This is a genomic window from Virgibacillus flavescens (genome assembly GCF_050574275.1).
GTDB classification, from domain to species: Bacteria; Bacillota; Bacilli; order Bacillales; family Amphibacillaceae; genus Virgibacillus_F; species Virgibacillus_F flavescens.
Map to the genome: position 1 here is coordinate 3,342,479 of NZ_CP192260.1, position 24,347 is coordinate 3,366,825.

The following is a 24,347-nucleotide window of genomic DNA, read 5'->3' on the forward strand; positions in this document are numbered from 1 at the left end:
CCCAAAATGCTCAGCAATTAAAAATGACTATCATATTAAGCTTAATTTGATAGTCATTTTTTAACCTATTATTTATTCTGCAGTGAACGGTTCTTCTTATCTCTATTTCTAATGAATAGTTGTACTTAAATTAAAAATCTCATAAAGGCAGTTGCCATTCCAAAATAGATTAATATAGAGATAATATCATTAATTGTTGTAATAAACGGGCCTGATGCTACTGCTGGGTCAATATTAAACCGATCCATTAAAATTGGAATTAGCGAGCCTGCTATTGTGGCGACGATTAAAGTTGCCATAATCGAAAATCCGACTAGCAGCCCAAGAAAAATATCGCCTTTCCAGACGTAAATGATCGCCGTAATTGAAATACCACAAACGGTACCAGTAATTAAACCGGTGGTTGCCTCACGCATAATAAGTCTGGCTTTACCTTTTTTGCCATACTCACCAGTAGCTAAACCACGAACAGCTACAGCTAATGCCTGTGTGCCTGTGTTACCGGCCATACCAGCAATCAATGGAATAAATATTGCTAACACTGTAACTTTGTTTAAGGTGGTCTCAAATCGGCCAATCAGGTTTGCTGTGAACATCCCAAGGAAAAGCAGGATAATCAGCCATGGCAACCGTTTTTTTGCTGAAACAAATGCACTTTCATCCGGACGGTCAACATCGGAGATCGCAGCAAATTTAGAATAATCGTCACTTGCTTCTTCTTCCATTACGTCCATAATATCATCTACTGTAATAATCCCAAGTAAGTGTGATTGGAAGTCAACTACAGGTACCGCCAGAAAGTCGTAGTCTCGCATCATTTGTGCGATATCTTCCTGATCTTTTGCAACAGATACAGAGACAATCTTCTCACTCATGATATCCTCAATCAGTGTATCTTCCTCTGAAATGATTAAATCTCGCAATGAAATCACTCCAACCAAGCGTTTGTCTTCATCCACTACATATATGTAGTAAATTGTTTCCGCTTCTGGACCTTCTTTTTTCAGCTGGAGCATCGTATCTTTAACAGATTGTGTTTTATAAATGGAAATAAACTCTGTTGTCATAATACTACCAGCTGTTTTTTCTTCATAATGAAGCAGCTGTTTTATTTCGTCTGACGCTTCCTTTTCCATAATGGTCAAGAAACTTGCGACTTTGTCCTTGCTTAATTCATTTAAAATATCTACGGCATCATCGGTAGACATTTCCGCCAAAACCATAGCGGCGAAGCGCGGATCCATTTCCGTAAAGTATGGCTCTATATCTTCACTTTCAATATTTTCCGTAATTTCCGCTATCTCATCTGGAGACAGGTATGCATAGATCATGGTTCGTTCTGCTTTTTCCTGTTCAATGAAAAATTGCGCCTGATCATACGGATGAATACCCAAAAACTCTGTACGAAATGCATCTATATCTTCTCTCGCTAAAAATTCATGTAAGAGGTCCCATTGACGCTGCGTTTCAACTGTTCTTTCCATAAGGAACACTTCCTTTCCATACCATTATAAGGGTACACGGAACCCCACAGCTATAACAATAACCGTGGGGCAAGTTTATTTTATCTGCCGAACATATAACCTTCGCTATTCATAATCTCTTCGCTTACCCGATATACAATTCCGAAGCCAATAAGCGTCGCCAGAACGGAACTGCCACCGTAACTTATAAGCAACAGAGGTATTCCCGTTATCGGCATAATCCCGATCGACATGCCTATGTTCTGAAATGTATGAACTGCGATCATTCCCATATAACCAAAGCAAAACAAAGCACCGAACATATTTGTGTTACTTATCTTCATGCCTATACTGACTAATTTATAAGCCAGAATAAAATAGAGGAAAATTACAAAGCTGCTCCCAACAAAACCAAAACTTTCCCCAATAATGGCAAAGATGAAATCAGTTTGTGATTCAGGAATATCTACTTGAATTTCTCCAAGTCCTTTTCCAAATAATTGTCCCGATCCAATAGCTAAAAACGATTTAGTGACTTGCCAGTTCTTGTCATTTACTTCTTCATCAGGACCAAACCACGATTCAATTCGGTTAATTTGATATGGATCAACATGCAATACTTCTTCAGAAAGTTCAGGGTACTGCACGATAAGTGCTAAAGCTCCTGCCCCAATTATAGCCCCGATAGCTACCACTGAAAAAATCAGCTTCCAATTAATACCTGATAATAAAACCATAAAGCTTAATATTACAAGGTATACCATTGATGTACCAAAATCCGGCTGCAGCAGAATTAAAAATACTGGAACAGCCACAAGCGCTATCAGCTTTAAAAGCAACAAAAAGTCACTCTGGAAACTCTTATTTACGTGCTTCTCTTTATGCTTAGTAATTGCATACGCCAAGCCAAGTATCGTTGTAATCTTTGTGAATTCTGCCGGCTGCAGCGTACCGATTCCTGGAATTGCAAACCAGCTGTGTGTACCATTAATTAAAGGTGCAATACTTTCCGGGCTGACTAATAATATTGCAAGGACAAGCACACCGAAAATGTAAATATATATACTTAATTGGTAAATTTGATTTAAGTCGAGCATACGAATAAAGAAAATTAAAATTGCTCCCAAGGTATACCAGACAACTTGCTGCATCATAAAGTTATCATTATCCAGGGAAAACTGCTGCATGTTATAAAGTGCTATTAAACTTGTTCCCATAAACAGCAAAAAAATTAAAATTAAATCGTATTGCAATCCCCCTGATTTTTCTTTTCCCATTAAAAATCACCTTTGCTCTTTTATTGAATAAAATAAATTCTGCACAAAAAGGCTGAATTATTTTTCATTTATGTTTACACTATATATAAGAAAAACATACACGAATTATTGTCGTCGAAATATAGGATTACATATTTTTTGTCGGAATTTGTATGTGTACTACCATTACTCAATCTTACCACAAATTATTTTGACTCACCATCATTAATCGGGTGATCACTTAGAGGCGATACATATTAAATAGATCAGGGTGGAAATCGAAATGAAAATAGATGTAATTGGTGATGTCCATGGTTGTATTGACGAGTTAATTGAACTGTTTTACGTAATGGGTTATGAAAAAAAAGCAGGTATTTTTGTGCATCCAAAAAATCGGGTGCCAGTATTTGTTGGTGATATTACAGATCGCGGACCAGATTCACTGGCGGTAGTGGAACTGGTTTATAATATGGTGGTAAAGCACCGTGCAGCTCGCTATGTACCTGGTAATCACTGTAATAAGCTTTATCGGTATCTCTTGGGTAATGACATTCAAATTCGTTACGGTTTAGAAACAACCGTAGAAGAATATCTAGCGCTTACCGAACGCGATCAGAAAAAAATAAAGCACATGTTTATGACGCTATATGAAGAAGCACCACTCTACCTGCACTTAACAGAAATAGACACGCTAATTGCACACGCTGGTATTAAAGAATCATTTATTGGACGAACAGACAAACGAGTTCGCACATTTGTATTGTACGGAGATATTACTGGCACATTTCACGAAGACGGTCGCCCAATCAGGCGGGATTGGGCTCAGAATTACCATGGTAAGACTTGGATTATATATGGACATACGCCGGTGCTTGAACCTCGTCAGGTTAACAACACAATTAATATTGATACGGGGTGTGTTTTTGGCAACAAGCTTACAGCTTTTCGGTTTCCTGAACAGAAAACAATATCTGTTCAGTCACGAATGCCTTTTGTATCAGAAAAATTTAGCAATCTTTAACAAATTGGATCCATTCAGCTGGTGGTGCAGAGGTAAACTGCATCACTTTTTTTGTGAACGGATGGTGAAAGGTTAATTCCTTACAATGTAACGCCTGCCTGTGAAAATCCAAAGTAGACCCACCATACAAATCATCCCCTGCTAAAGAATGACCAATGTGGGCAAAATGAACTCTTATTTGATGGGTTCTTCCTGTATCCAGTTTGATGTCCACTAAACTATGCGAATTCGATTGTTGTTCAACTTTATAGTGTGTTATCGCTTTTTTTCCTGTTTCTGTAACGGTTCGTTCGATAATAGAACCGTCTTTTCGGCCAATATTCGCATCGATCATGCCCGTATTGTTATTGAGGTTCCCCTCCACCACAGCACAATATTTTCGGCTAATCGCACCAGCGATTTGTTCCTTTGACAGGAGCGAATGGCTATACTGATGCTTTGCCACTAACATCAGACCAGAGGTATCGCGGTCCAGTCTTGTTACAACGTGCACCGTATAAGAAATTCCCTGTTTCTGATAATGTCCCAAAATTGCGTTTGCTACCGTTCCACTCAAATGTTTAAAGGAAGGTATTGTCGCGATTCCTGCCGGCTTATCTACCACCAGCACCGCATCATCCTCATAGACGATATTCAAGGGGATATCCTCCGGCTTTAGCCCTTCCCCAATCGTTTCCTCGGGAAAAATAACTTCAAGCTCATCAGCCGTGCTCAATAAATACCTGACTGTCTGATGTGCTCCGTTCACACATATTTGTCCACTGTCTTTCACATTTTTTATCAGACGTCTTGAGAAGCTGTGAACGGTACGAAGATAGTCACGTATGGTCATGCTGCTTTGTTCTTCGGAAATAATCCATTTCATAACCCTTCACCTGCTCCTGCTCAACTGCTTAGTCTGATACGAATGAATCCCTTACTCGATTCCAGAATGGAAATGGTCGGAATCGCGCAAAACGAACCTTTTCTTTTGCTACTCGGCACTGAATTGATTTTACGTTTGTATACGTCTCGGTAAAATGATCGATCGCAATTAAAAAGCTTCGGTCCGCGAGAGGTTTTAACAGGCACGTATGGTGCTTCGGCAAAATTAATGGAGAACCGATTGTTCGGAAGACCCGGTTATTAATGGAGGCCATCTCTGTTAACTGAAACGCTTCAAGTGACGGATGCAAAATTCCACCACCTAGCGCTTTATTATATGCTGTACTTCCAGAAGGTGTGGATAGACAAAGTCCGTCACCCCGGAATGTTTCAAAATGTTCTCCTTTTATTTCCACATCAAAAACTACCGATCCATCGGCTGTCTTTATCGTTGCTTCGTTCAAGGCTAGGAACCGATCTTCTTTTCCACCCGACTTTGCCCGGATAATTACCTCAAGCAGTGGGTATTCCACCACCTGAAAAGGTGTCTTCGCAATTTCAATAATCAGCTTTTCAACTTCTTCCGGCACCCAGTCTGCATAGAATCCAAGATGCCCCGTATGAACACCAATAAACGCCGTGTCATTTAAACGGTGTATGTAGCGGTGGAATGCTTCAAGTAACGTTCCATCCCCACCGATGGAGATGACAAGTTCAGGATTCTCACTGTCATAAGTCAAATTAAATTCTGTTAAATACTGTCGCATCGTTGCCATAATATTATTCGAACGATCATCGCCCTTCGAAACAATCGCAAACTTCATAAATATTCATCTCCCTCATTACCAATAATTGTAAAAAGTACCAGGTACCTATTATTTCCGATGGAAAATTCGCTGTGCTTCTTGTACTTCATTCTTTATTTTTGACATTTCCTCGTCAAGTTTAAACGCGGCTTCTGCAGCTCGCTGCAGCCGGGTTTTAATTTCCTCAGGTATACTACCTTTGTATTTATAATTAAGTGAGTGTTCGTTTGTCGCCCAAAAGTTCATTGCCAGTGTACGAATCTGGATTTCTGCTATCAGTTTCTTTTCTCCATGTATCGTTTCCACTGGATATTCAATAACTATGTGATAAGAGCGGTATCCGCTGTCTTTCTTCTCAGATATATAGTCTTTCTCTTCAATTATTGTAAAGTCTTTTCGTGTACGAAGCATCGCTACAATTTTATAGATATCATCCACAAACTGACACACTACTCTTACGCCAGCAATATCCTGCATTTCCTGCTCAATTCGTTCAAGCGAGATATGTCTTGTTTCAGCTTTATCCAAAATACTTGTCACGGGCTTTACCCGACCTGTAATAAATTCAATTGGGGAATGCCTTGATTCAAATTCAAATTGCGATCGCATTCCTTTAAGTTTCACCTTTAATTCATCAACTACTTGTGAATAAGGAGCAAGTAATGCCTTCCAATTCATTAGTATATACCACCTTTAATAAAACTCGGTATTTAAGAATAACTTTTTAATTTGCTAGTCGCCTTTTCCATCCTATCATAACACAACTAAAAGGATAATCTTTGCAAAAGTGTCGCTGATTCGCGATAATCATAGGATAAATCAACCTCAGAGAAAGCAGGCGAATTTGTGGTGCAGGAAATTGAAATAGAGTATAAAAATTTATTAACAGAAGAAGAATTTAAGCAATTGTTAACTATATTCCCATTCCCTGAATCAGGTATATGGCAAACCAATCATTATTTTGAAACTAAGAATTTCGCATTGAAGGAAAAAGGTGCCGCACTTAGAATTCGCGAGAAAAATGGTGCCTATGTTTTAACATTAAAGGAACCTCATCCAGAAGGACTTCTCGAATCCCATGATGCATTATCGGAAGAGGAAGCACAGCAATGGCTAGCGGGTACGCCGGTTGCGAAAAGCCAGGTAGTAGAACAGCTTCATTCACTTAATGTGAATCTGGAGGACCTTGTTTATTATGGCAAGCTTGCTACAGAGCGCTACGAATTAAACTATCAGGACACACTATTGGTATTAGACTACAGTGTATATAACGGCATATACGATTACGAATTAGAAATTGAAGCACAATCAAAAGAAGCCGGACAAAACATGCTTTATTCACTCTTACATCAACACGGAATTGTAAAGAAAGAGACACCCAATAAAATTAAACGATTTTTCGCATCATTTACGGTTGAATAATTCTTATGATTTGCCGAAGTATTATTACGTTGCTACAATGAATACAAACCTATTAGGAGAGAAAAAAATGACAAGACCCAGTACAATGTTTGAAGCTATAGGTGGCTTCGATACAATAGATAGGCTAGTTAATGCTTTCTATAAGCGCGTTGGTGCATGTCCAGAACTCATTGAGATCTTTCCGGACGATCTAACGGAAACGGCAAGAAAGCAGCGATTGTTTCTTACGCAATTTTTCGGTGGACCAATGATTTATTCAGAAGAACGCGGCAACCCGATGATGCGTCGCCGACACCTTCCATTTGAAATAACACCGACTAGAAGAAGCGCATGGCTTGCATGTATGAGCGAAGCACTCGACGAAGCTGAAATCGAAGAACCCTATCGAACAGCAATTTTCGAAAAACTTACTATGACAGCAAATCATATGATGAATACACCGGAATAATCGTAAAAAAGCATACCCGCCAAAGCAGCAGTAGCATCCAACCGGACGTGAAAGCTTTGACAGTAATAGAAAGGAGAATCGATGTGAGTTGGCAAAACGCTGAGCTGAAAGGCTTTAAACATACAAACACATCGGCGAGATCTGGCTTTACTGACTCTGTACAAAAACCGATTGAGATTTATGTTTTTGTGGATCCTCTTTGCCCAGAGTGCTGGTCCTTGGAGCCCTATATCAAAAAGCTTTCCATAGAATATGGACGCTTTTTTACCATTCGACCTATTATTAGCGGACATTTAAACAATTTAAATAAAGATAAATTCGATAAACCAAAAAAGCTTAAAGATATATGGGACAGAACAGCAAAACGAACAGGCATGAGCTGTGACGGAGATTTATGGGTTGATAATCCCGTTTCCTCTCCATGGATTGCATCCCTTGCAATTAAAGCAGCCGAACTGCAAGGAAAAAAAGCCGGTAAGCTGTTTCTGCGTAAAGTACAGGAAAGTTTATTTTTACAAAAAAGAAATATCTCAGACGAAGAAGTATTAATGGATATAGCGAATGAAGCAAATCTTGACTTACATGAATTCAAAGATGACCTATATTCCACTTCAGCAAAGAAAGCATTTCAATGCGATCTTAGACTGACAAAGGAAATGGAAGTTGATTACATTCCAACTATCGTCTTTTTTAATCAGGTAGCTGAAGAACAAGGCATTAAAATTTCCGGACTTTATCCATATGATATTTATGTAAAAGTGTTAAAACAGATGCTTCAAAAAGATCCGACGCCTGAAGAAACACCATCCTTGGAGGATTTCATGAAGTACTACGGTATTGTGGGGAGCAAAGAAATTTCAGTCGTCTATGACTGGACCCTCGTGCAAACCGATAAGGAAATGAAAAAATTACAATTAAAACAAACAGTAGAAAAGATCCCAGTTAAATATGGATCTTTCTGGAAATATATTAAATCCTGATACAAAAGCGACTACCCAGTGGGTGGTCGCTTTTTTATGGAATTGATGCGTGGTTTGGGCTTGGTTGGGCTCAAGACCGATATTATTGCGCTCGAGATGGATATAATTTTTCTCCCGATGGATATAAATTTTCTCAAGATCGATATCTCTGACAACGACCATGATTTCTCTGCCTCGGGATCGATATCTTGCCGCTCGAACCCGATATCCTCAGCCACCACACTGCCTAACTTGATCAAGACCACATAACAGTCTAAAAAACAACGTAAAAAGGATATACGGGGCAGCGTATATCCTTTAGGTCTTTTAGAAACTTATATTTTATAAAAGGGGTTGGAAGAAAGTTCAAACAAAGGGGTTTGTTTGCTTCTTTCTTTTGTTCAGATTTACTATAGCAACTTCTTGTCTGTTATTCAATAACTAACTAGTTCATTTCACAAAAATGTCATACTTCTAATTAAAGTTATCTATCATATACTTAACTAAAAACAAGGAGGTGGCATCTTTCATGCAAAACTATATGCCCTACCTATTTCTCGGGTTAACCATTTTTGCATTCTTTTTAAATATTCTTGGCTTTATGCAATTAATTCCTTTATATATCACTCTGCCACTGCTATTCATCTCAATTTACCTGACTATTTTTTCGTTTACGCATCGCCGTGTTTTTCGTAGATTACGTTAGAAAACTAGCCTTATCACCAAGTCTTAGTTGCTCTTATGCAGGAGGAAAGGAATTATACTTTCTTACCTGCATAAAAAGTAAGAGGATGAGCCCAAACAGGCGCATCCTCTTACTTATGGAGCTTTATTTTAATAACAGCTTTTCCATTTCGCCAAGCTTTTCTTCGAACACGTCAAGCGCTTCTAAAATCGGCTGTTTTGACGTCATATCAACACCAGCTTTTTTCAATACCTCAATTGGGAAGTCACTGCTTCCTGCTTTAAGGAAGTTTAAATAGCGCTCAACAGCTTCGCCTGACTCGTCTGATTGAATCTGGCTTGCAAGAGCAGTTGCTGCTGAATAACCAGTAGCATACTGGAATACATAGTAATTGTAGTAGAAATGTGGAATTCGTGACCATTCAAGACCAATTTCCTCGTCTGATACTACTTCATCACCAAAATACTTCTTATTTAATGCATAGTAGATCTCCGTAAGCTTTTCAGCAGTCAGTGCCTCACCATCCTGCATACGCTTATGGATATCGTGTTCGAATTCAGCAAACATTGTTTGACGGAATACCGTGCCACGGAACCCTTCCAGGAAATGATTTAACAAATAAAGTTTTTCTTTCTCGTCTTCCAAATTGTTCAGCATATATTCGTTCAACAATGCTTCGTTGCACGTTGACGCTACTTCCGCTACAAAAATCGAATAGTTTCCATATCGGTACGGCTGTGATTTTCTTGTGTAATAGCTGTGAACCGAATGTCCAAGCTCATGAGCTAATGTAAATAGATCGTTAACATTGTCCTGCCAGTTCAACAGAATATACGGATTTGTGCCATATGCACCTGAAGAATATGCACCGCTGCGCTTCCCTTTGTTTTCCTCGACGTCTATCCAGCGATTTTTATAACCTTCTTTTACAATGTTTACATACTCTTCGCCGAGTGGTGCAAGGCTTTCCACTACATATTCCTGGGCTTTTTCATACGGGATTTTCATATCCACGTTTTTCACAAGCGGTGTGTACATGTCATACATATGCAATTCATCAAGCTCTAGTACCTTCTTGCGTAATGCAGAATATCGATGCAATAAATGAATTTTATCATTAACTGCTTCAACCAGGTTTTCGTAAACCTGCTCTGGAATATTATTTCCGTCTAGTGCTGCATGCCTTGCTGAATCGTAATTGCGAATCTTAGCGTAGAAATTATCTTTTTTAATCGTACCGGTTAATGTAGAAGAAAACGTATTTTTAAAACTGCCATACGTCTTGTACATCGCTTTAAATGCATCCTCACGTACACGACGGTCCTTTGACTCCAAAAAGCCTATATAACGTCCGTGCGTAAGGTCTATTTCCTCGCCTTCTTCATTCTTAATAGCCGGGAATGTCAGATCAGCATTATTCAACATACCAAATGTTTGCGATGCGTTCTCGATTGGCTCTGACGCCTCGGCAAGCAGCGCTTCTTCTTTTTGTGATAAAATATGCGCGCGTTGACGGGCAATTTCGTCTAATGTTTGTTTATATAATGATAGTTCTTCTTTTTCAGCTTGAAATTTCGTTAACTTTTCATCATCGATTGTCAAAATTTCTGGAACAATATAGCTCATCGAACTGGAAGCAAGCGTTAAAACGTTCTCAGCTTTCGCGTTCAATTCCTGATAGAAGGAATTCGCTGTATCTTCATCGTTACGCATATGCGCGTATGTAAACAGTTTTCCTAAACGCTGTGATAGTTCATCCTGGAGCTTGAACATGTCAAATAGTGCCTGCGCTGACTCGGATAACTTGCCCTCATAAGCTTCAATTTTAGGAATATCCTGCTTCAAGCTTTTTAATTCTTTTTCCCATTCATCCTCTGTTGCAAAAATATCTTCTAAGTCCCATGTTAACTCTTTAGGTAGTTCACTTCTTTTCGGTAATTCTTTTGTTGCTTTCGCCAATTGAAAAGCCTCCTTTAAAATATCACTTTCTTAAACTATATTCGTTGCAAATCACAAAATACCTTCATCAGAAAACAACTTCCTTTAGTATGTTATTTTCTGCTAAATTCATTCATAATCCTATTGTACTATATTGAATTAACTGATTCATCAAACGTGCATCAGCTTTCACTGATTCTTCAATATTTTTGTGAAATACGATCTCTTTCATTTTCACAAATACTGTCGTTTGGTACTGATCAATAACGCCGATTTCTTTAAGAATAAGCAAATAGCTGAGAATGGGATGGTCCGTGCCTTTAAGAAGAATGGATTGTTGGGGTTTATAACGCAAAAGCCGCTCGCAGTCTTTTATTGAAAATCGCGCACCAATTTTCAGTGGTATCAGCAGATCAATGCACAACCTGCTTTGCCAGTTGTAAAGCGGCAATTTCATTTGATGCTGACCAGGAACAGGAAGATGGACAATGGAAGGAAGTCGTTCTTTGTGTGTTCCATTCTCATATAACCATTTATGCCAGACTAGTTCTGCACCAAACATTCGGTTATTTCGACTCAACCTGAACTGTTTCTTTTCATTTAACCATAATTGGTAAAATCCGTTTTGATTAAAAAGAGGCTGTTTAAACATATGGTGAAAAGTCATTTCGTTTAACTTGGAAAATGAAAAAGAACCAATTGCATTACGGGAATTAGATAAATGAATATGTTGGGCGGATACAAACTGAAGTGTGCTTGGGCAGAAGAAATACAGGGATATCGGGAAGCTTGGTGTAAACTGATGTAAGAAGGAAAGAATGAATTGATCTACTTTGAAGTGATGTTTTCGTAGTCGATGGAAGTGCTTTGCACCCAGGATCCAGATTGGTGTAATACCAGCTGTTCTGTATCCTTCATTGCGCTGTCTAACTACTTCCAGAGGAATTCGTGCACATTGGTACTCGATTGCTATTTTCTTGTTCCTGATGGTTACAAGCAGATCAGGACGCTGGTTGATTTCCGGTATATATTTTTCAAGTTCGGTTTTGAAAGTTTGCTGTTTTAACCAATTATATAATTCCAGTTTACCTCGTGCGTGGTATGATCCCTCCCCATAATCACTCGAAATACAGTTCTTTACCGAAAGATGTGCAAAATGCGCAATCGTCCTTTCCCCCGCTTTTACGATAACTGACTCATTACATACGGGGCAGAAATACTCATGGTGTCTTGCATTTTCCACTTCTTGTTTTGTCAGATTTATAAGCGTTATCAGGTCACCAGTTTTAATTTTTGCTTGAAGCATAGTTGGCGTCACCTCCATTCCTAATTAATTCGGCGGCGACGCGGTATTTCCTGCTTTTTGCAAAAAAAAAGACATCCGATTTGGACGTCTTATAGCTGTGCAGGAAAATATTTTCTTACTTGTTCGAATGTGTCATTCGTAAAAATGGTTTTTCCATATTCTTCTAAATAATGAATGGTTACATCGGTATCCTTACCAAATTCGAAAACCTTACTGATTACATCTTCTTGTTTGTCATCATCCATTGACTCATCAATAAATTCTAGGTAAAAGTAGTAGTTATCGTTGAAGTAAAATAAACTGTCCTGGAAAGCATCAGTATCCCCTTGGAAATAATGACTTAGCTGAATAACATCTTCAAAATCACTAAATTGCAATACAAATGACAATTTGCCATCATCTTCAATTTCATCTTCTTCATCTTTTTGTTTGTCAGCTGATTTACCAAATTTATTTTCCAGCATATTTTCAATATCCTCGTCAACAGATAAATCTATTGTTTTTCCATTCTCAGTGGACAACTCAATATTCTCACCGTTTTTAGATACCTGTGCTTTCGTTACAATGATCTCAAGACCTTTATCCATTGCTTGCACCTGTATCCACAACGGCCCATCCACATTAAAGTCTTCTTTATAGTTTACTTCGTCCATCATTTGCCAAAATAATTGCTCACTTCGTTCCCGATTGTACCAGATCTCCTCACGTTCAAAACCACGGTCTTCAATATCTATATAAGATATATAAAATTTAACGGTATTATCATTAATGCGTTCTATTTCCATGGTATTTCTCTCCCTTCTATTAAATAGTTAGGTGGAAGAGACTATCTCACCCATATCTATCTATACTGTCCGGATCTTCTTCCGCATGACCATTTCCATGTACAAAGAAGTTCCCTGTCTATTGATTCTTTATTTATCTATTACCCGTTTCCCTGCTTGTTTAACCATTCATTGGCTGTATTTAATTTTCTATAATTCCATTGTATGCTACATCGCCACCAATTGAAAATTAAAATGCCTATATATAGAGAATTTAATAATATATTTTAGAGGATAAAGTATTATTTGTCACGTGCTGTATTAAAATTCGACTAAAAACTTGGCATATCCCCAGATTTAATGGTGAAATCCTTAGTTGCACTTATGCAGCAAGAAAATACTTATACTTTCTTGCCTGCCAAAAGATAATAAAAACGCAGCCCCATATCTGGTTCTGCGTTTTTACTTTTATCATTAAGCATTTTCAATTAAGAAAATTAGTTGACCATTCGTTGGGCCTCACGTAATTGGAACGTACGAACAGTTCTAGGTAAGAACCGGCGTATCTCGTCTTCGTTATAACCAACCTGCAGACGCTTTTCATCAAGTATAATTGGTCGTCTTAACAGTCCTGGGTTCTGTTGAATCAAGTGAAATAAATCTTTTAAAGGTAATTGATCTATATTTACGTCTAACTTTTGGAAAACCTTAGAACGAGTTGAAATTATCTCATCCGTTCCATCTTCTGTCATGCGTAAAATTTCCTTGATTTCGTCTAAAGATAATGGTTCAGAAAAAATATTTCGTTCAGTGAACGGTATATCATGTTCTTCTAACCACGCTTTTGCTTTTCTGCACGAAGTACAGCTTGGTGAGGTATAAAGTGTTACCATGAAACTTCACTCCTCATTCTAAGATTGGGTTATCTCATGAACTTTATATAACTTATCAGTTTAAAATAAGTTTAAATAACCTATATGTATCATTATACTACAATTGTCAAGCGAAAGGTAGAGTATTTGCAAAAAAAGTAGGTTTTTATATAATGTTCATAAAATGTTGTTGTTGTTAATTATATATAACATTCCCCAAACAACTTTTAATAAACCAAATTCACAAAAAAAAAGTAAAAATTCCTCTTTTGAACAATGTGAAGGACTTTCCCAAGCCCACCATCCATTTGTTGTAGTTGATACTCAATATCTCTATACTGCGACGTAACATCTTTTTGTTTTCCACACCAGAAATAGACCACGAAGTTACAGCAACGTGATTTCCACGGATGGCAGTCGCGCACCTTAGGCCGGCTGGTGAGTCTCCTCGTGCTACCGCACTCCGGGGTCTCACCGATGCCTTTCCTCCCGCAAGAGTCGACTGCCATCCGTTCCAATCTCTAGACAATAAATAGCTGTCGTGGATCTAATAACTGCACAACTCCGTCTGTTTTAGGATGCATTAGTTGAAAGAAACAACAAAGACATAAACAACTTAACCAGTCCCGCATCGTTCCGGGCGGTGACTCCTGCGGGAACAGCACGAGTCTGAAGGCCCCGCAGAGTGCTCTTCTCGAGGAGACTGAAGCCGTGCCCGCGGAAAGCATCCGCCCGCAACGATCCTGGACGGCAGCTATGGAAGCAAACTAAAAAGTACGTCACATTATACATCAACTACGACAAAAATAACGCGCACATGCTTTGGGATTAGACATGTGTAAATCGTATGAATTGCCATGTTTTACATGCTACGTTTATTACAATCGACATGATTGACTATATACGAAAGTTAAAATAAACAAAAACAGCCCCAATAAAGTTGAGGCTGCTTCCTATTACGCTTTTTCAGTTTTCTTTAGATTCTCTAAGATATCTTCAGAATCACGGTCGGTATCATAGCTCAATACTTCATCAACTGGCTGATACGATTTCCCGTATAACTCTTTATCTTTGTACGTATGAATATTATCATACATATGCTTCATTTTTTCGTAAATTACGTCCTCGGAGTCTTCTTCTGGTGACCAAAATAATATTTCCATTGTGGTCTCTTCATTAGTAGCAAGGGAACGGCGATTGTATCCAATAGATGTTGCGTGGGTGAATCCTTCTCTTTGGTAAAAACGAAGTCGTTTTTCAGTATCTGTATCGTCATAGTCAACAGGCTCTACTTCCAAAATAATTGGTTTTCCTTTTTTCTTAAGTTTCTCCATTATTTTGTGACCAGTTCCCTGGCCTCTTGATTCAGTTGAAACCCATACATAGTCAATAAATATAAATGTGTCAAATTCAGCGAACATTAAAACATGATTTGGGCTTTCGTCCTTATAATAAACGTCGCCTTTTTCCTTTAAAAGCATGTCCATATGTTCCTTCGATTTCATTTCCTCTACAGGGAAATATTTGTTTAACTTTTCATACCAATTCATTGATCTACTCCTTTGAGTTTTTATAGTAGTCTTTATTAGTATAACGGACATTTCGCGTTTTGTTAAATTACACTTTTTCGTTTCACTATTATTTGTTTACCCCATTCACCTGTTTTTAAACATAATCATGCTGCACAAATACAAAACACAGGTTCCAATTGGAACCTGTGTTTCTCTTTTCTTTATGGCGTGTAGTCCACATTTTTTGTATAATCATTACCTGCATTCCAGAGTAAGAATTCATTGATTCCGTGTTCCTGCAGTGCTTTAATTTGCGCTTCTACTTCTGCTTTTCCATATTGTTTTGTAGCTCCACTGTATAACCAAGGTGCTTCAAAATCCTGAATCCACGGTCTCGATGTCGGTGGATCCTCAAGCTTGCCTAATACTTCGTTTTCAACCTTAGCATATTCAGTAACTAACTTATACGGTTCCATGTCTGGTTTCTTAATTCCGAAATAAGATGTCCAGTGACTTGGATAAATCATAGATGAAATGACATCAACGTTTTTCGAAATCTTACTAAAGTTTTGTCCAATACCTGGTGCTTCAGGGATTGTAGCGGAGTAACCAAATATATCTACCGCAACATCTACACCGTAATTCTCTAACTCACCTTTAGCATATGAGACAAAGTCTGTTACAGCATCAACTCGACGCTGTACTTTATCTTTACTGGAGTCAGCATAATCGCCTAAATCATACTCAAGTTCATCTTGATAGCGTTCGAATCCTTCAGGGAAACGTACATAATCAAACTGGATTTCCTGGAAGCCCAATTCAGCAGCCATTTTTGCGATTTCAACGTTATATTCCCAAACTTCTTTTTTGAAAGGACTTACAAAAGCTTCACCCTTACCATTTCTCCAAACCTTACCGTTTTCTTGAAAGGACCACTCAGGATGCTTTTCAGCAAGCACTGAGTCTTTAAACACTACAACTCTTGCAATTGGATAAATCCCTTTTTCTTCCAGCGTTTTTAACATATTGCGAGGATCGTTAATGAAATTCAAAGCAATATCTTCATATGGTGAACCTTCTTTAGGTTTAAAGGTTAAGTTACCATGATCTTCTTTAATATCAATTACCATAGCGTTTAAATCAGTAGTTCCGACTAAGTTTAACAGTTTATCAAACCGCTGTCCCCCAGCAGATGGTCCTGTTACATATATTCCGCGAACAGCGTCTGGATATTTAAAATCAAGTCCAGAATCATATGTGAAACGCTGCATTTGATTACTTGCATCTATTGGTTTTATACTTGTTTGTTTTAAAGAGTGACTATGTGCAATATGTACTTCTTCCTCATTGCTCGCGAACGTGTTACTCGGTAAGCATAAACTTAAAAGGAGAATCCCTATAAGTGTTACAATTCCCAACTGTGTTTTCCCCATAAATTATCAATCTCCTATTATAATTTTCATTATTTCTAGTATATAGCAAATGCGTGGAAAAATGAACGCAAATTATAGAAATAATGTCGAAAAACAGCGATTATTTTTCGTTGAATAGGGTTGTTTTTTTAAATAAAACATGTATTGTTGTCGACTGAATTTTCAGAGTCTATTTTAGATTAAATTATTAAAACACTAAATTTTACTTGCATTTTTTTCAGGTTACTATATAATCAAATAAATGAAATAGTTAGCGATGAATAAGGTGTAGTACAATTACCCGCTGGTAACATTAGAGAGCTTGTGTTTGGTGAGAACAAGCACCATGGTAATTGGAATTGGACTTGGGAGCTATACATGCATGACAAAGTGATCCTACATTACGTGTAGGATAATTAGGGTGGCACCGCGGTTCATTCGTCCCTTGCCGAGGGATAGATGAGCTTTTTTTGATGCTCTGACATTCCTCAAACATTCTATCTTAGTGGAGGAAAATCAAATGAAAACAATTTTTTCAGGCATTCAACCAAGCGGTACGTTAACAATTGGAAATTACATTGGGGCAATGAAGCACTTTGTTGACCTGCAAAATGACCACAACTGTTATTTTTGCATAGTCGATGAACATGCAATAACGGTTCCACAGGATCGGTTAAAGCTCCGCAAGCAAACACGTTCACTTGCAGCGTTGTATCTTGCAGCTGGGATAGACCACAATAAAGCAACTTTGTTTATTCAATCAGAAGTTTCCGCGCACACACAGCTTGGCTGGATTATGCAGACGATAAGCTATACAGGTGAGCTCGAACGCATGACACAATATAAGGATAAATCAAAGGGTAAGGAAGCTGTTTCAGCCGCTCTTTTAACATATCCGCCTTTAATGGCTGCAGATATTTTATTATATAATACAGATATCGTGCCAGTTGGCGATGATCAAAAGCAGCATTTAGAGCTTTCCAGAGACCTGGCACAACGATTTAACAACAGATTTAATGACATTTTCACAATTCCTGACATCAGCATGCCTAAGGTTGGAGCCCGCATCATGTCACTGCAGGATCCTACAAAGAAAATGAGTAAATCTGACGAAAATGAAAAATCATTTATTTCGATGCTCGATGAACCAAAGAGAATCGAAAAGAAGATTAAAAGTGCTGTAACCGACTCAGAAGGTATTGTAAAATTCGATAAGGAAAACAAACCTGGCATCTCTAATCTGATGACTATTTTAGCAAGCTGCTCTGACAAAAGCATCAAGGATATTGAATCCGAATTTGAAGGTAAAGGGTATGGAGACTTTAAAGCAGCAGTGGTTGAAGCGGTCACAAATGTACTCGCACCTATTCAGGAGCGTTATTATGAATTGCTGAATTCAGAGAAACTGGATGATATATTAGATGATGGAGCAGAACGTGCTTCACAGGTTGCGAATAAAAATCTGGCTAAAGCGAAGAAAGCAGTCGGACTTGGCAGAGTGAAAAAGTAAATATTGCTCGGTGTATATAATTTATAATAACAAGCTAATGAAAGGTCCAAGTCGAAATTGATTTGGACCTTTATATTTTTTTACCGTTATTATGTCCAGACAGAATTAGACATTATCAGACTAAAAGAATGAGGTGATAACATTTTGCTATTAAATAACAGCAGAAAAGCAATTTATTTATTAGGATCTGTATGTTTTATTTTCTTCCTTACTGGATGCAATAGTAATGATAAAATGATTGAAAATAATTATTATCTCTCGTTATCTGGTGAGAGTGAAAATTGGAAAGTGAATACTTACGAAATTATTATAAAACCAGATATGTTTAAAGTTGGGGATGCAAAATTAACTATGAAAAACAAAACAGAATATAGTACCACTTCTTTTAACATTAGAGTTCATGCTGTTATAGGTAATCAAGATATGGTTGTCCAAGGTAAGACTGTTACTGGAAGTGAGACAGATATAACTCAAACTACTTCAGGTGCAACGAAAAGCGGCGCTTATTTTAACAAAAGTGGAGAACCTATTTCAATTAAAGACATTAGCGATGTTTATATGATTATAGAATGGCAGGATGAAAATAAACGAATGAAAGAAAAAGTCGATCTATTTAATCAAGAAGAGATATTTGAAACTAAGGATTAGTTGAATAGAAGATCATCACAACGCACAGCAAATAATCCGAACGAAGTCGAATCCTCCGTTCGGATTATTTTATTTATACTATTTTTAAAAAACTGCACTTAATTCTGCTTCGACGGTCGACCTTTCGGAACTTGCTCTAATTCCCATAATCTCTCAAGAAAAGGTTGTCCTTTAATTAACTTTCTGCACAAATTCTCATGTTCAGCACTCCACCCTATACGGACCCCATCATAGAGAACCTGCCATACTTTATTCGGATCCATAAAGCGAATGTACCCGTATTTTTTAGGATCCCATTCTGTTAACCAGTACCGCAGTTCTTCATGGTTGTTTGTCGTTCTTAATTGATCAAGAGCCATCATAAGTAACTGTTTAAGCTGCCGCTCCTTGCGAGTCAATCCATAGATTAGCTCTGGTTCCATTGAAAGAATGTGATATTCTTTCTTAGTCAAAGATTCTTCAAGCTTAAACCGGTGTTGTTTAGCACCAGAAATCATATCAAAAACTTGTTGCTCCTGCCTTGGAATTAACCTGCTTTTTCTTATAGGAATCTCGTACCCGATTGTATCAAATGCAATTACGTCATTACCATCTGTCACAACACAGGCGTAGTCCAGCACGATTCGCTCTTGTCCTTTTCGGATATATGCACGTTTACATATGAGGTCCAGTAATTCCTTAGGCAAGTCATTCATGTTATTCTCGATGTAACGGTATAGTTCGGTGTTTATGTATACTAATGGGACTTGATCAAGCAACTCTATACCGTCTTCTTTACGCCATTCATGGAAGAAACATACACTGTATCCGTTCTCTTCCCCTTCAAACCAATTCACCCAGACATCATGTAAATATAACATGGAAAAACCTCACTTTGTATGCCACCTTTTAAAATACATTATGACCATGATAGTTGAAAAATATTCGATACAAACTATATTTTTCCTTTTTTATGGATAGCGATATAAAGCGATTGCAATTAAAATAAATCCAAGTGGGAGAAAATAACATTCCGGTCTTCCAATTATGAAAGATAAAAAGTCTCCCCAGGCCAACCCTGCTGGTATAAAATTCAAATAGGTAATAATTACAACTCCGCCAGCAACAGCTAGTCCAAACCCCAGCAAAAACAAAAAAATTGTTCCAACCATCGTATCCCCACCTATACTTGTCCACTTTTTATACTGTATGCGAAACTATCATCATACATGTATAGAAATAGATTGAATAAAAAAATAGAGACCAACCAGTTAAGGTTAGCCTCTATTTACAACTTAATTATTTCGTATACTTTTTGAAAATAAGTGAAGCATTATGTCCGCCAAATCCAAGTGAATTGCTCATTACAACATTGAGTTCTTGTTTTCTAGCTTCATTTGGAACATAATCTAAATCACACTCTTCATCTGGTGTTTCATAGTTTATTGTAGGCGGAATTATACTATCTGTAATTGCTTTCACAGAGATAACAGATTCGATTCCTCCTGCAGCACCTAACAGATGGCCCGTCATCGATTTTGTCGATGATATCGCAAGCTTCGTAGCATGATCTTCAAATACAGTCTTAATTGCCATTGTTTCAAACTTATCATTTAAATCCGTGCTCGTTCCATGTGCATTAATGTAATCGACGTCAGAAAACGTGAGGTTTGCATCGTCAATAGCTTGCTTCATAGCACGGGCAGCTCCTTCACCCTGTGGAGCAGGTGCTGTAACATGGTGTGAGTCACCGGTAGATCCATAACCTACAATTTCAGCGTAAATATGCGCACCACGTGCTTCAGCAGATTCCAGTGATTCAAGAATTAATATCCCTGCACCCTCACCCATTACGAATCCGTCACGATTTTTATCAAACGGACGGCTGGCAGTTTTCGGGTCTTGGTTTGTAGACAATGCTTTCATCGAACTGAACCCGGCAAAAGACATATTTGTGATTGGTGCCTCTGTACCACCTGTTATCATATAATCTGCATCACCGCGCTGGATAACTTTAAACGCATCTCCGATAGAGTTTGTTCCTGAAGCACATGCTGTAACTGTACAGGAATTGATACCTTTAGCTCCTAATTGAATGGACACCTGTCCCGCAGCCATATCAGGAATCAGCATTGGAACAAAAAATGGGCTGACACGCTTGTAGCCTCGCGCTAAAAACTTGTTATGCTGTTCTTCATACGTATCCATTCCACCAATACCTGAACCGATCCAAACACCAACACGATTAGCAATTTCTTCGTTAATTGTCAGTTTTGCATCTTCAACAGCCATTCTGGAGGCGGCTACGGCATATTGAGTGAATCGATCCATTTTACGGGCATCTTTTTTGTCCATAAAAACGGATGCATCAAATTCTTTTAATTCTGCAGCCACCGTAGCTGGAAAATCGTCTTTGTTGACTCTTGTAACTGTATCGATACCTGAGTTCCCTGCTACAATATTGTCCCACATTGAAGATACTTCATTGCCTAATGGACTTATCGCACCTAGTCCTGTAACTACTACTCTTCTCGCTTCCATTAATTTCTCCTCCTATTACAAGTACAATCTATGTTATTTTCCCCAGCGTAATGCAACTGCGCCCCATGTTAATCCGCCACCGAATCCAACCATTACTACTAAATCATTGTCTTTAATTTTTCCGCTTTTTACTTCTTCCGACAATGCAATTGGTATGGAAGCTGATGATGTATTACCATATTTTTTAACAGAAGTTGCCATCTTATCCTCAGGAATACCTAATCGCTCACGGGCAGCATTCATAATTCGAATGTTTGCCTGATGTGGAATCAGATAATCTACATCTTCTTTAGTATAACCGATTTTTTCAATCACATTTATGGAGGACTCTGGCATTTGTCTTACTGCAAACTTAAACACTTCTCTTCCATTCATAATAAGATGATCTTTTTCATCCTGGTATAAATGCTTGCCACCAGTGCCATCTGACCCGAGTTCAAAGGAAAGGATACCTTTACCTTCCGATACTTCACCGAGAACAGCCGCTCCAGCACCATCCCCAAAAAGGACACACGTGTTTCGGTCTTCCCAGTCAGTAATCTTAGAAAGCTTTTCGACTCCAACAACTAATGCGTTCTTGTACGTCTTGGTCTCGATAAATTGCTTTGCAGTAATTAATCCATACATAAATCCGGAACATGCTGCACCAATGTCCATTGAAGCAACTGTACCAACGTCCAATCTTTCCTGCAGCCGGTTTGCCACAGATGGAAATGGTGTATCCGGCGTTACCGTAGCAACGATTATAAGTTCTATATCTCTTGGGTTAATATTTGCTTCTTCAATAGCCTGTTTTGCAGCAAAATAGGCCATATCTGATGTATCAATATCATCTCCGGCAATACGCCTTTCTTCTATACCTGTTCTCGTTCTGATCCATTCATCACTTGTATCGACTATTTTTTCCATATCTTTATTTGTAACAACATTGGTGGGAACATAATGACCTGTACCTAATACGCCAACGTTCATTCTTTCATCCCCTTAAAAAATATTATTATCAATTATTATGACTTGGTACTAATTTTAATGCATTTTTTAAAGACTTGCAAGTTAAAACGAGCATAGCAGTCATCAGCTTTTATTCATTTGGCAGAAGCAGCGTGTCCTTATACTCTTTTATCGTATCTTCCAATTTTTCCCTGAAATCATCGGGTACCATCGGGCTGAATTCACCAAGTGTTATGACATCATCCTGAAAATCATAAACGAGGATATCACCCTTAAGCTCCCCTTTATTAAACTTCTTCGCTGCTAACAAGTACAACTCGTCAACATGTTGAACAGTACTCGTCAAAACAGTTTCTTCAGCAATATAAGACTGATCACGTACATACCCAATTGCATACAAACCGTCTTTCTTCGCCTGTTCGATAACCTCAATGCTATACGAATCACCAGTTGGATAAAAAACATCCACACCCGTATCCTTCATTCGTTCATACATTTTGAGGGCAGTCTCTTTATCTGTCCAATCTTTAACGTAATCAATATGTACAGTTGCTTCAGGATTCTGATATTTAACACCTTCGTAAAAGCCCTCTATTTCGGGCTGCCATTCATACGCTGCAACCACTCCAACTTGATTGGTTTCCGTCATCTTGCCCGCAACCATTCCACCAAAAAAGCCCATTGCATGCGAATTAAAATTCAAGCTTGTCACATTTTCAGCATGATACCCGCCATTGAAATAAACAAATTGTACATTTGGATATGATTCAGAAAGATTTACAAAGAATTTCCCATAACTGTTACTGTGCCCAAAGATTAAATTCACTCCATTATCAACAAGTTCTTGTACTGCATCGGAAACTTGCTGATAATTTTTGATTCCTTCTTTATAGAATACATTTACATCATACTTTTTCCCTATTGCCTGCAAACCATCGTAACCCTTTTTTCCCCACACCTTGTCATCAATGGAGTCTTCTACCAGCATGCCTACATTTTGAATTTTTCCGGTCTCTTTGTTTTCACTGCATCCTGTTAGCAATATAAAGACTGATAGGACAACGAAAATCGCGTATAATTTCTTCAAAGTCTGCACTCCTATCTTAGAAAACTCAGCGCTAGTCCCAGTTTCACAGGTGGTTGGCCAAGTTTTGATCACACATTTAATTCCTCAAAATTTTACACAACATACACTTCGATTCACTACTCTCTTAGCTAATTATATCGCGATGGAGCTTGGCAGTAAATGAATTATTCATCTGTCATCTCCATCTTTCATCACTTTTTATTTTTTTATAATGGTTAATAACTTGTGACAACTGGATATCTATAGGTCTATTCTCCCTAATATACATTTGTTTTTCAAGTGAATCTTTTTCACTCAGGAAATTTCTATCCTTGGTCAACGATATTTTTTCAGGTAAATTTGTTATGGTTAACCATTGCATAAAACAGTTTGTAAAATCATCAATATACACAGCTTCATCCTGAAATCGTTTTGAGCAGAACTCGATATACTGGTCACCAGTATACATACCCTTTTCATCCATCGGCATCCATTCTCCAAATAATAAAGGAAGTTCAATATTTATACATGCTGACCGATCAGCTTCTTTTTCAACATTAAATGTCTTTGACGCGTTAATCGATTTGAGTTTAGGGTTATCCACTAAAATAAGAGCTGAATAACTTTTGTCCTTCACTTCATTCTCATGCTGATATAAAGAAAACAAACTATTCCTTCCCAGCATTAATTCAAACTCCTCTTCTCTTTCTGTAGATATCTTTGCAATTCCATCAACCCGATGATCGTTTTCAGTTAGTCTTGATACAAGGTTAAACCCAACCCAGTGCAGACAATTTGCAACACAGACCGCCATTCGTAACTGCCTCCTTAAAAATATTTGATATAACTTGATACAGGATAATCCATAATGTGTTATTAATTGCTTTTCATTTCATCAAGTATTTGGTAAACTAGCTAAAGAATG

The 24,347-nt window shown here is 38.0% G+C and carries 23 protein-coding genes and 1 other annotated feature; of the genes, 6 read left to right on the forward strand and 17 right to left on the reverse strand.

The features are described from left to right. Positions 1 to 125: 125 nt before the first annotated feature. The gene (gene mgtE, locus VBD025_RS17005) at positions 126 to 1,484 is read right to left on the reverse strand and encodes a magnesium transporter (protein WP_430787645.1); all 1,359 of its coding nucleotides are present in this window, start codon (positions 1,482 to 1,484) and stop codon (positions 126 to 128) included. Positions 1,485 to 1,564: 80 nt separating this feature from the next. After that, entirely contained in the window at positions 1,565 to 2,740 is a 1,176-nt protein-coding gene (locus VBD025_RS17010; protein WP_430787647.1) for an FtsW/RodA/SpoVE family cell cycle protein, read from the reverse strand. A 262-nt stretch (positions 2,741 to 3,002) separates the two neighbouring features. Between VBD025_RS17010 and prpE the strand changes: the two genes are divergently transcribed. Then, positions 3,003 to 3,740 (forward strand): bis(5'-nucleosyl)-tetraphosphatase PrpE, encoded by a 738-nt coding sequence (gene prpE / locus VBD025_RS17015; protein WP_430787649.1) that lies wholly within the window; start codon positions 3,003 to 3,005, stop codon positions 3,738 to 3,740. Here prpE and VBD025_RS17020 read toward each other — a convergent pair. The 3 genes from VBD025_RS17020 to VBD025_RS17030 are packed head-to-tail and all read right to left on the reverse strand — an operon-like array spanning position 3,727 to position 6,088. Further along, a complete protein-coding gene (locus tag VBD025_RS17020; RefSeq protein ID WP_430787651.1) occupies positions 3,727 to 4,605 on the reverse strand; it encodes an RluA family pseudouridine synthase in 879 nt (292 codons plus the stop codon). The two genes, prpE and VBD025_RS17020, sit on opposite strands and share 14 nt — an antisense overlap. Positions 4,606 to 4,633: 28 nt before the next feature. Then, positions 4,634 to 5,428 carry an NAD kinase gene (locus tag VBD025_RS17025; protein WP_430787653.1) on the reverse strand — a complete coding sequence of 265 codons (795 nt, stop codon included), beginning with the start codon at positions 5,426 to 5,428 and terminating at the stop codon, positions 4,634 to 4,636. Positions 5,429 to 5,479: 51 nt separating this feature from the next. Beyond that, positions 5,480 to 6,088, reverse strand: a complete 609-nt coding sequence (locus tag VBD025_RS17030; protein ID WP_430787655.1) for a GTP pyrophosphokinase — start codon at positions 6,086 to 6,088, stop codon at positions 5,480 to 5,482. A 168-nt stretch (positions 6,089 to 6,256) separates the two neighbouring features. Here VBD025_RS17030 and VBD025_RS17035 point away from each other — a divergent pair, with 168 nt between their 5' ends. The 3 genes from VBD025_RS17035 to VBD025_RS17045 all read left to right on the forward strand — a co-directional run bounded on the left by VBD025_RS17035 (position 6,257) and on the right by VBD025_RS17045 (position 8,260). Then, positions 6,257 to 6,832 carry a CYTH domain-containing protein gene (locus VBD025_RS17035; RefSeq protein ID WP_430787657.1) on the forward strand — a complete coding sequence of 192 codons (576 nt, stop codon included), beginning with the start codon at positions 6,257 to 6,259 and terminating at the stop codon, positions 6,830 to 6,832. A 67-nt stretch (positions 6,833 to 6,899) separates the two neighbouring features. Then, the gene (locus tag VBD025_RS17040) at positions 6,900 to 7,280 is read left to right on the forward strand and encodes a globin (protein ID WP_430787659.1); all 381 of its coding nucleotides are present in this window, start codon (positions 6,900 to 6,902) and stop codon (positions 7,278 to 7,280) included. 83 nt (positions 7,281 to 7,363) lie between these two features. After that, positions 7,364 to 8,260, forward strand: coding sequence for a ClpXP adapter SpxH family protein (locus VBD025_RS17045; RefSeq protein WP_430787661.1), 897 nt, complete (start codon positions 7,364 to 7,366; stop codon positions 8,258 to 8,260). Between the two features lie 808 nt (positions 8,261 to 9,068). Here VBD025_RS17045 and pepF read toward each other — a convergent pair. The 6 genes from pepF to VBD025_RS17075 form a co-directional block, all read right to left on the reverse strand. Further along, on the reverse strand, positions 9,069 to 10,883 hold the full coding sequence (gene pepF, locus VBD025_RS17050; protein WP_430787663.1) for an oligoendopeptidase F: 1,815 nt from the start codon (positions 10,881 to 10,883) through the stop codon (positions 9,069 to 9,071). A gap of 112 nt (positions 10,884 to 10,995) precedes the next feature. Next, positions 10,996 to 12,168: a competence protein CoiA gene (locus tag VBD025_RS17055; protein ID WP_430787665.1), complete on the reverse strand. Its 1,173-nt coding sequence runs from the start codon at positions 12,166 to 12,168 to the stop codon at positions 10,996 to 10,998. A gap of 89 nt (positions 12,169 to 12,257) precedes the next feature. Continuing rightward, positions 12,258 to 12,953, reverse strand: coding sequence for an adaptor protein MecA (mecA, locus tag VBD025_RS17060; RefSeq protein ID WP_430787667.1), 696 nt, complete (start codon positions 12,951 to 12,953; stop codon positions 12,258 to 12,260). A gap of 476 nt (positions 12,954 to 13,429) precedes the next feature. Continuing rightward, positions 13,430 to 13,825 (reverse strand): transcriptional regulator SpxA, encoded by a 396-nt coding sequence (gene spxA / locus VBD025_RS17065; protein ID WP_404451745.1) that lies wholly within the window; start codon positions 13,823 to 13,825, stop codon positions 13,430 to 13,432. 935 nt (positions 13,826 to 14,760) lie between these two features. Continuing rightward, positions 14,761 to 15,354 (reverse strand): GNAT family N-acetyltransferase, encoded by a 594-nt coding sequence (locus VBD025_RS17070; protein ID WP_430787669.1) that lies wholly within the window; start codon positions 15,352 to 15,354, stop codon positions 14,761 to 14,763. Between the two features lie 182 nt (positions 15,355 to 15,536). After that, positions 15,537 to 16,748, reverse strand: a complete 1,212-nt coding sequence (locus VBD025_RS17075; RefSeq protein ID WP_430787671.1) for a putative glycoside hydrolase — start codon at positions 16,746 to 16,748, stop codon at positions 15,537 to 15,539. A gap of 247 nt (positions 16,749 to 16,995) precedes the next feature. Then, positions 16,996 to 17,176, forward strand: a binding site (T-box leader). 71 nt (positions 17,177 to 17,247) lie between these two features. Between VBD025_RS17075 and trpS the strand changes: the two genes are divergently transcribed. Continuing rightward, a complete protein-coding gene (gene trpS, locus VBD025_RS17080; protein WP_430787673.1) occupies positions 17,248 to 18,237 on the forward strand; it encodes a tryptophan--tRNA ligase in 990 nt (329 codons plus the stop codon). 144 nt (positions 18,238 to 18,381) lie between these two features. Continuing rightward, positions 18,382 to 18,885 carry a hypothetical protein gene (locus VBD025_RS17085; protein WP_430787675.1) on the forward strand — a complete coding sequence of 168 codons (504 nt, stop codon included), beginning with the start codon at positions 18,382 to 18,384 and terminating at the stop codon, positions 18,883 to 18,885. A 98-nt stretch (positions 18,886 to 18,983) separates the two neighbouring features. Here the strand turns inward: VBD025_RS17085 and VBD025_RS17090 are convergent, their stop codons facing one another. The 6 genes from VBD025_RS17090 to VBD025_RS17115 all read right to left on the reverse strand — a co-directional run bounded on the left by VBD025_RS17090 (position 18,984) and on the right by VBD025_RS17115 (position 24,236). Then, positions 18,984 to 19,745: a YjbA family protein gene (locus VBD025_RS17090; protein WP_430787677.1), complete on the reverse strand. Its 762-nt coding sequence runs from the start codon at positions 19,743 to 19,745 to the stop codon at positions 18,984 to 18,986. A gap of 90 nt (positions 19,746 to 19,835) precedes the next feature. Continuing rightward, the gene (locus tag VBD025_RS17095; protein WP_430787679.1) at positions 19,836 to 20,036 is read right to left on the reverse strand and encodes a hypothetical protein; all 201 of its coding nucleotides are present in this window, start codon (positions 20,034 to 20,036) and stop codon (positions 19,836 to 19,838) included. A gap of 127 nt (positions 20,037 to 20,163) precedes the next feature. Continuing rightward, entirely contained in the window at positions 20,164 to 21,405 is a 1,242-nt protein-coding gene (fabF, locus tag VBD025_RS17100; protein WP_430787681.1) for a beta-ketoacyl-ACP synthase II, read from the reverse strand. A 33-nt stretch (positions 21,406 to 21,438) separates the two neighbouring features. Beyond that, positions 21,439 to 22,377, reverse strand: a complete 939-nt coding sequence (locus VBD025_RS17105) for a beta-ketoacyl-ACP synthase III (RefSeq protein WP_430787683.1) — start codon at positions 22,375 to 22,377, stop codon at positions 21,439 to 21,441. Between the two features lie 109 nt (positions 22,378 to 22,486). Next, a complete protein-coding gene (locus tag VBD025_RS17110) occupies positions 22,487 to 23,452 on the reverse strand; it encodes a BMP family ABC transporter substrate-binding protein (protein ID WP_430791476.1) in 966 nt (321 codons plus the stop codon). Between the two features lie 166 nt (positions 23,453 to 23,618). Further along, the gene (locus VBD025_RS17115; RefSeq protein WP_430787685.1) at positions 23,619 to 24,236 is read right to left on the reverse strand and encodes a hypothetical protein; all 618 of its coding nucleotides are present in this window, start codon (positions 24,234 to 24,236) and stop codon (positions 23,619 to 23,621) included. Positions 24,237 to 24,347 lie beyond the last annotated feature (111 nt).

What these genes read in the sequence shown, in the direction of transcription:
- mgtE (WP_430787645.1), bottom strand. Translation starts at nt 1,484, where the DNA reads ATGGAAAGAACAGTTGAAACGCAGCGTCAATGGGACCTCTTACATGAA.
- VBD025_RS17010 (WP_430787647.1), bottom strand. Translation starts at nt 2,740, where the DNA reads ATGGGAAAAGAAAAATCAGGGGGATTGCAATACGATTTAATTTTAATT.
- prpE (WP_430787649.1), top strand. Translation starts at nt 3,003, where the DNA reads ATGAAAATAGATGTAATTGGTGATGTCCATGGTTGTATTGACGAGTTA.
- VBD025_RS17020 (WP_430787651.1), bottom strand. Translation starts at nt 4,605, where the DNA reads ATGAAATGGATTATTTCCGAAGAACAAAGCAGCATGACCATACGTGAC.
- VBD025_RS17025 (WP_430787653.1), bottom strand. Translation starts at nt 5,428, where the DNA reads ATGAAGTTTGCGATTGTTTCGAAGGGCGATGATCGTTCGAATAATATT.
- VBD025_RS17030 (WP_430787655.1), bottom strand. Translation starts at nt 6,088, where the DNA reads ATGAATTGGAAGGCATTACTTGCTCCTTATTCACAAGTAGTTGATGAA.
- VBD025_RS17040 (WP_430787659.1), top strand. Translation starts at nt 6,900, where the DNA reads ATGACAAGACCCAGTACAATGTTTGAAGCTATAGGTGGCTTCGATACA.
- VBD025_RS17055 (WP_430787665.1), bottom strand. Translation starts at nt 12,168, where the DNA reads ATGCTTCAAGCAAAAATTAAAACTGGTGACCTGATAACGCTTATAAAT.
- mecA (WP_430787667.1), bottom strand. Translation starts at nt 12,953, where the DNA reads ATGGAAATAGAACGCATTAATGATAATACCGTTAAATTTTATATATCT.
- spxA (WP_404451745.1), bottom strand. Translation starts at nt 13,825, where the DNA reads ATGGTAACACTTTATACCTCACCAAGCTGTACTTCGTGCAGAAAAGCA.
- VBD025_RS17070 (WP_430787669.1), bottom strand. Translation starts at nt 15,354, where the DNA reads ATGAATTGGTATGAAAAGTTAAACAAATATTTCCCTGTAGAGGAAATG.
- VBD025_RS17075 (WP_430787671.1), bottom strand. Translation starts at nt 16,748, where the DNA reads ATGGGGAAAACACAGTTGGGAATTGTAACACTTATAGGGATTCTCCTT.
- trpS (WP_430787673.1), top strand. Translation starts at nt 17,248, where the DNA reads ATGAAAACAATTTTTTCAGGCATTCAACCAAGCGGTACGTTAACAATT.
- VBD025_RS17090 (WP_430787677.1), bottom strand. Translation starts at nt 19,745, where the DNA reads ATGTTATATTTACATGATGTCTGGGTGAATTGGTTTGAAGGGGAAGAG.
- VBD025_RS17095 (WP_430787679.1), bottom strand. Translation starts at nt 20,036, where the DNA reads ATGGTTGGAACAATTTTTTTGTTTTTGCTGGGGTTTGGACTAGCTGTT.
- fabF (WP_430787681.1), bottom strand. Translation starts at nt 21,405, where the DNA reads ATGGAAGCGAGAAGAGTAGTAGTTACAGGACTAGGTGCGATAAGTCCA.
- VBD025_RS17105 (WP_430787683.1), bottom strand. Translation starts at nt 22,377, where the DNA reads ATGAACGTTGGCGTATTAGGTACAGGTCATTATGTTCCCACCAATGTT.
- VBD025_RS17115 (WP_430787685.1), bottom strand. Translation starts at nt 24,236, where the DNA reads ATGGCGGTCTGTGTTGCAAATTGTCTGCACTGGGTTGGGTTTAACCTT.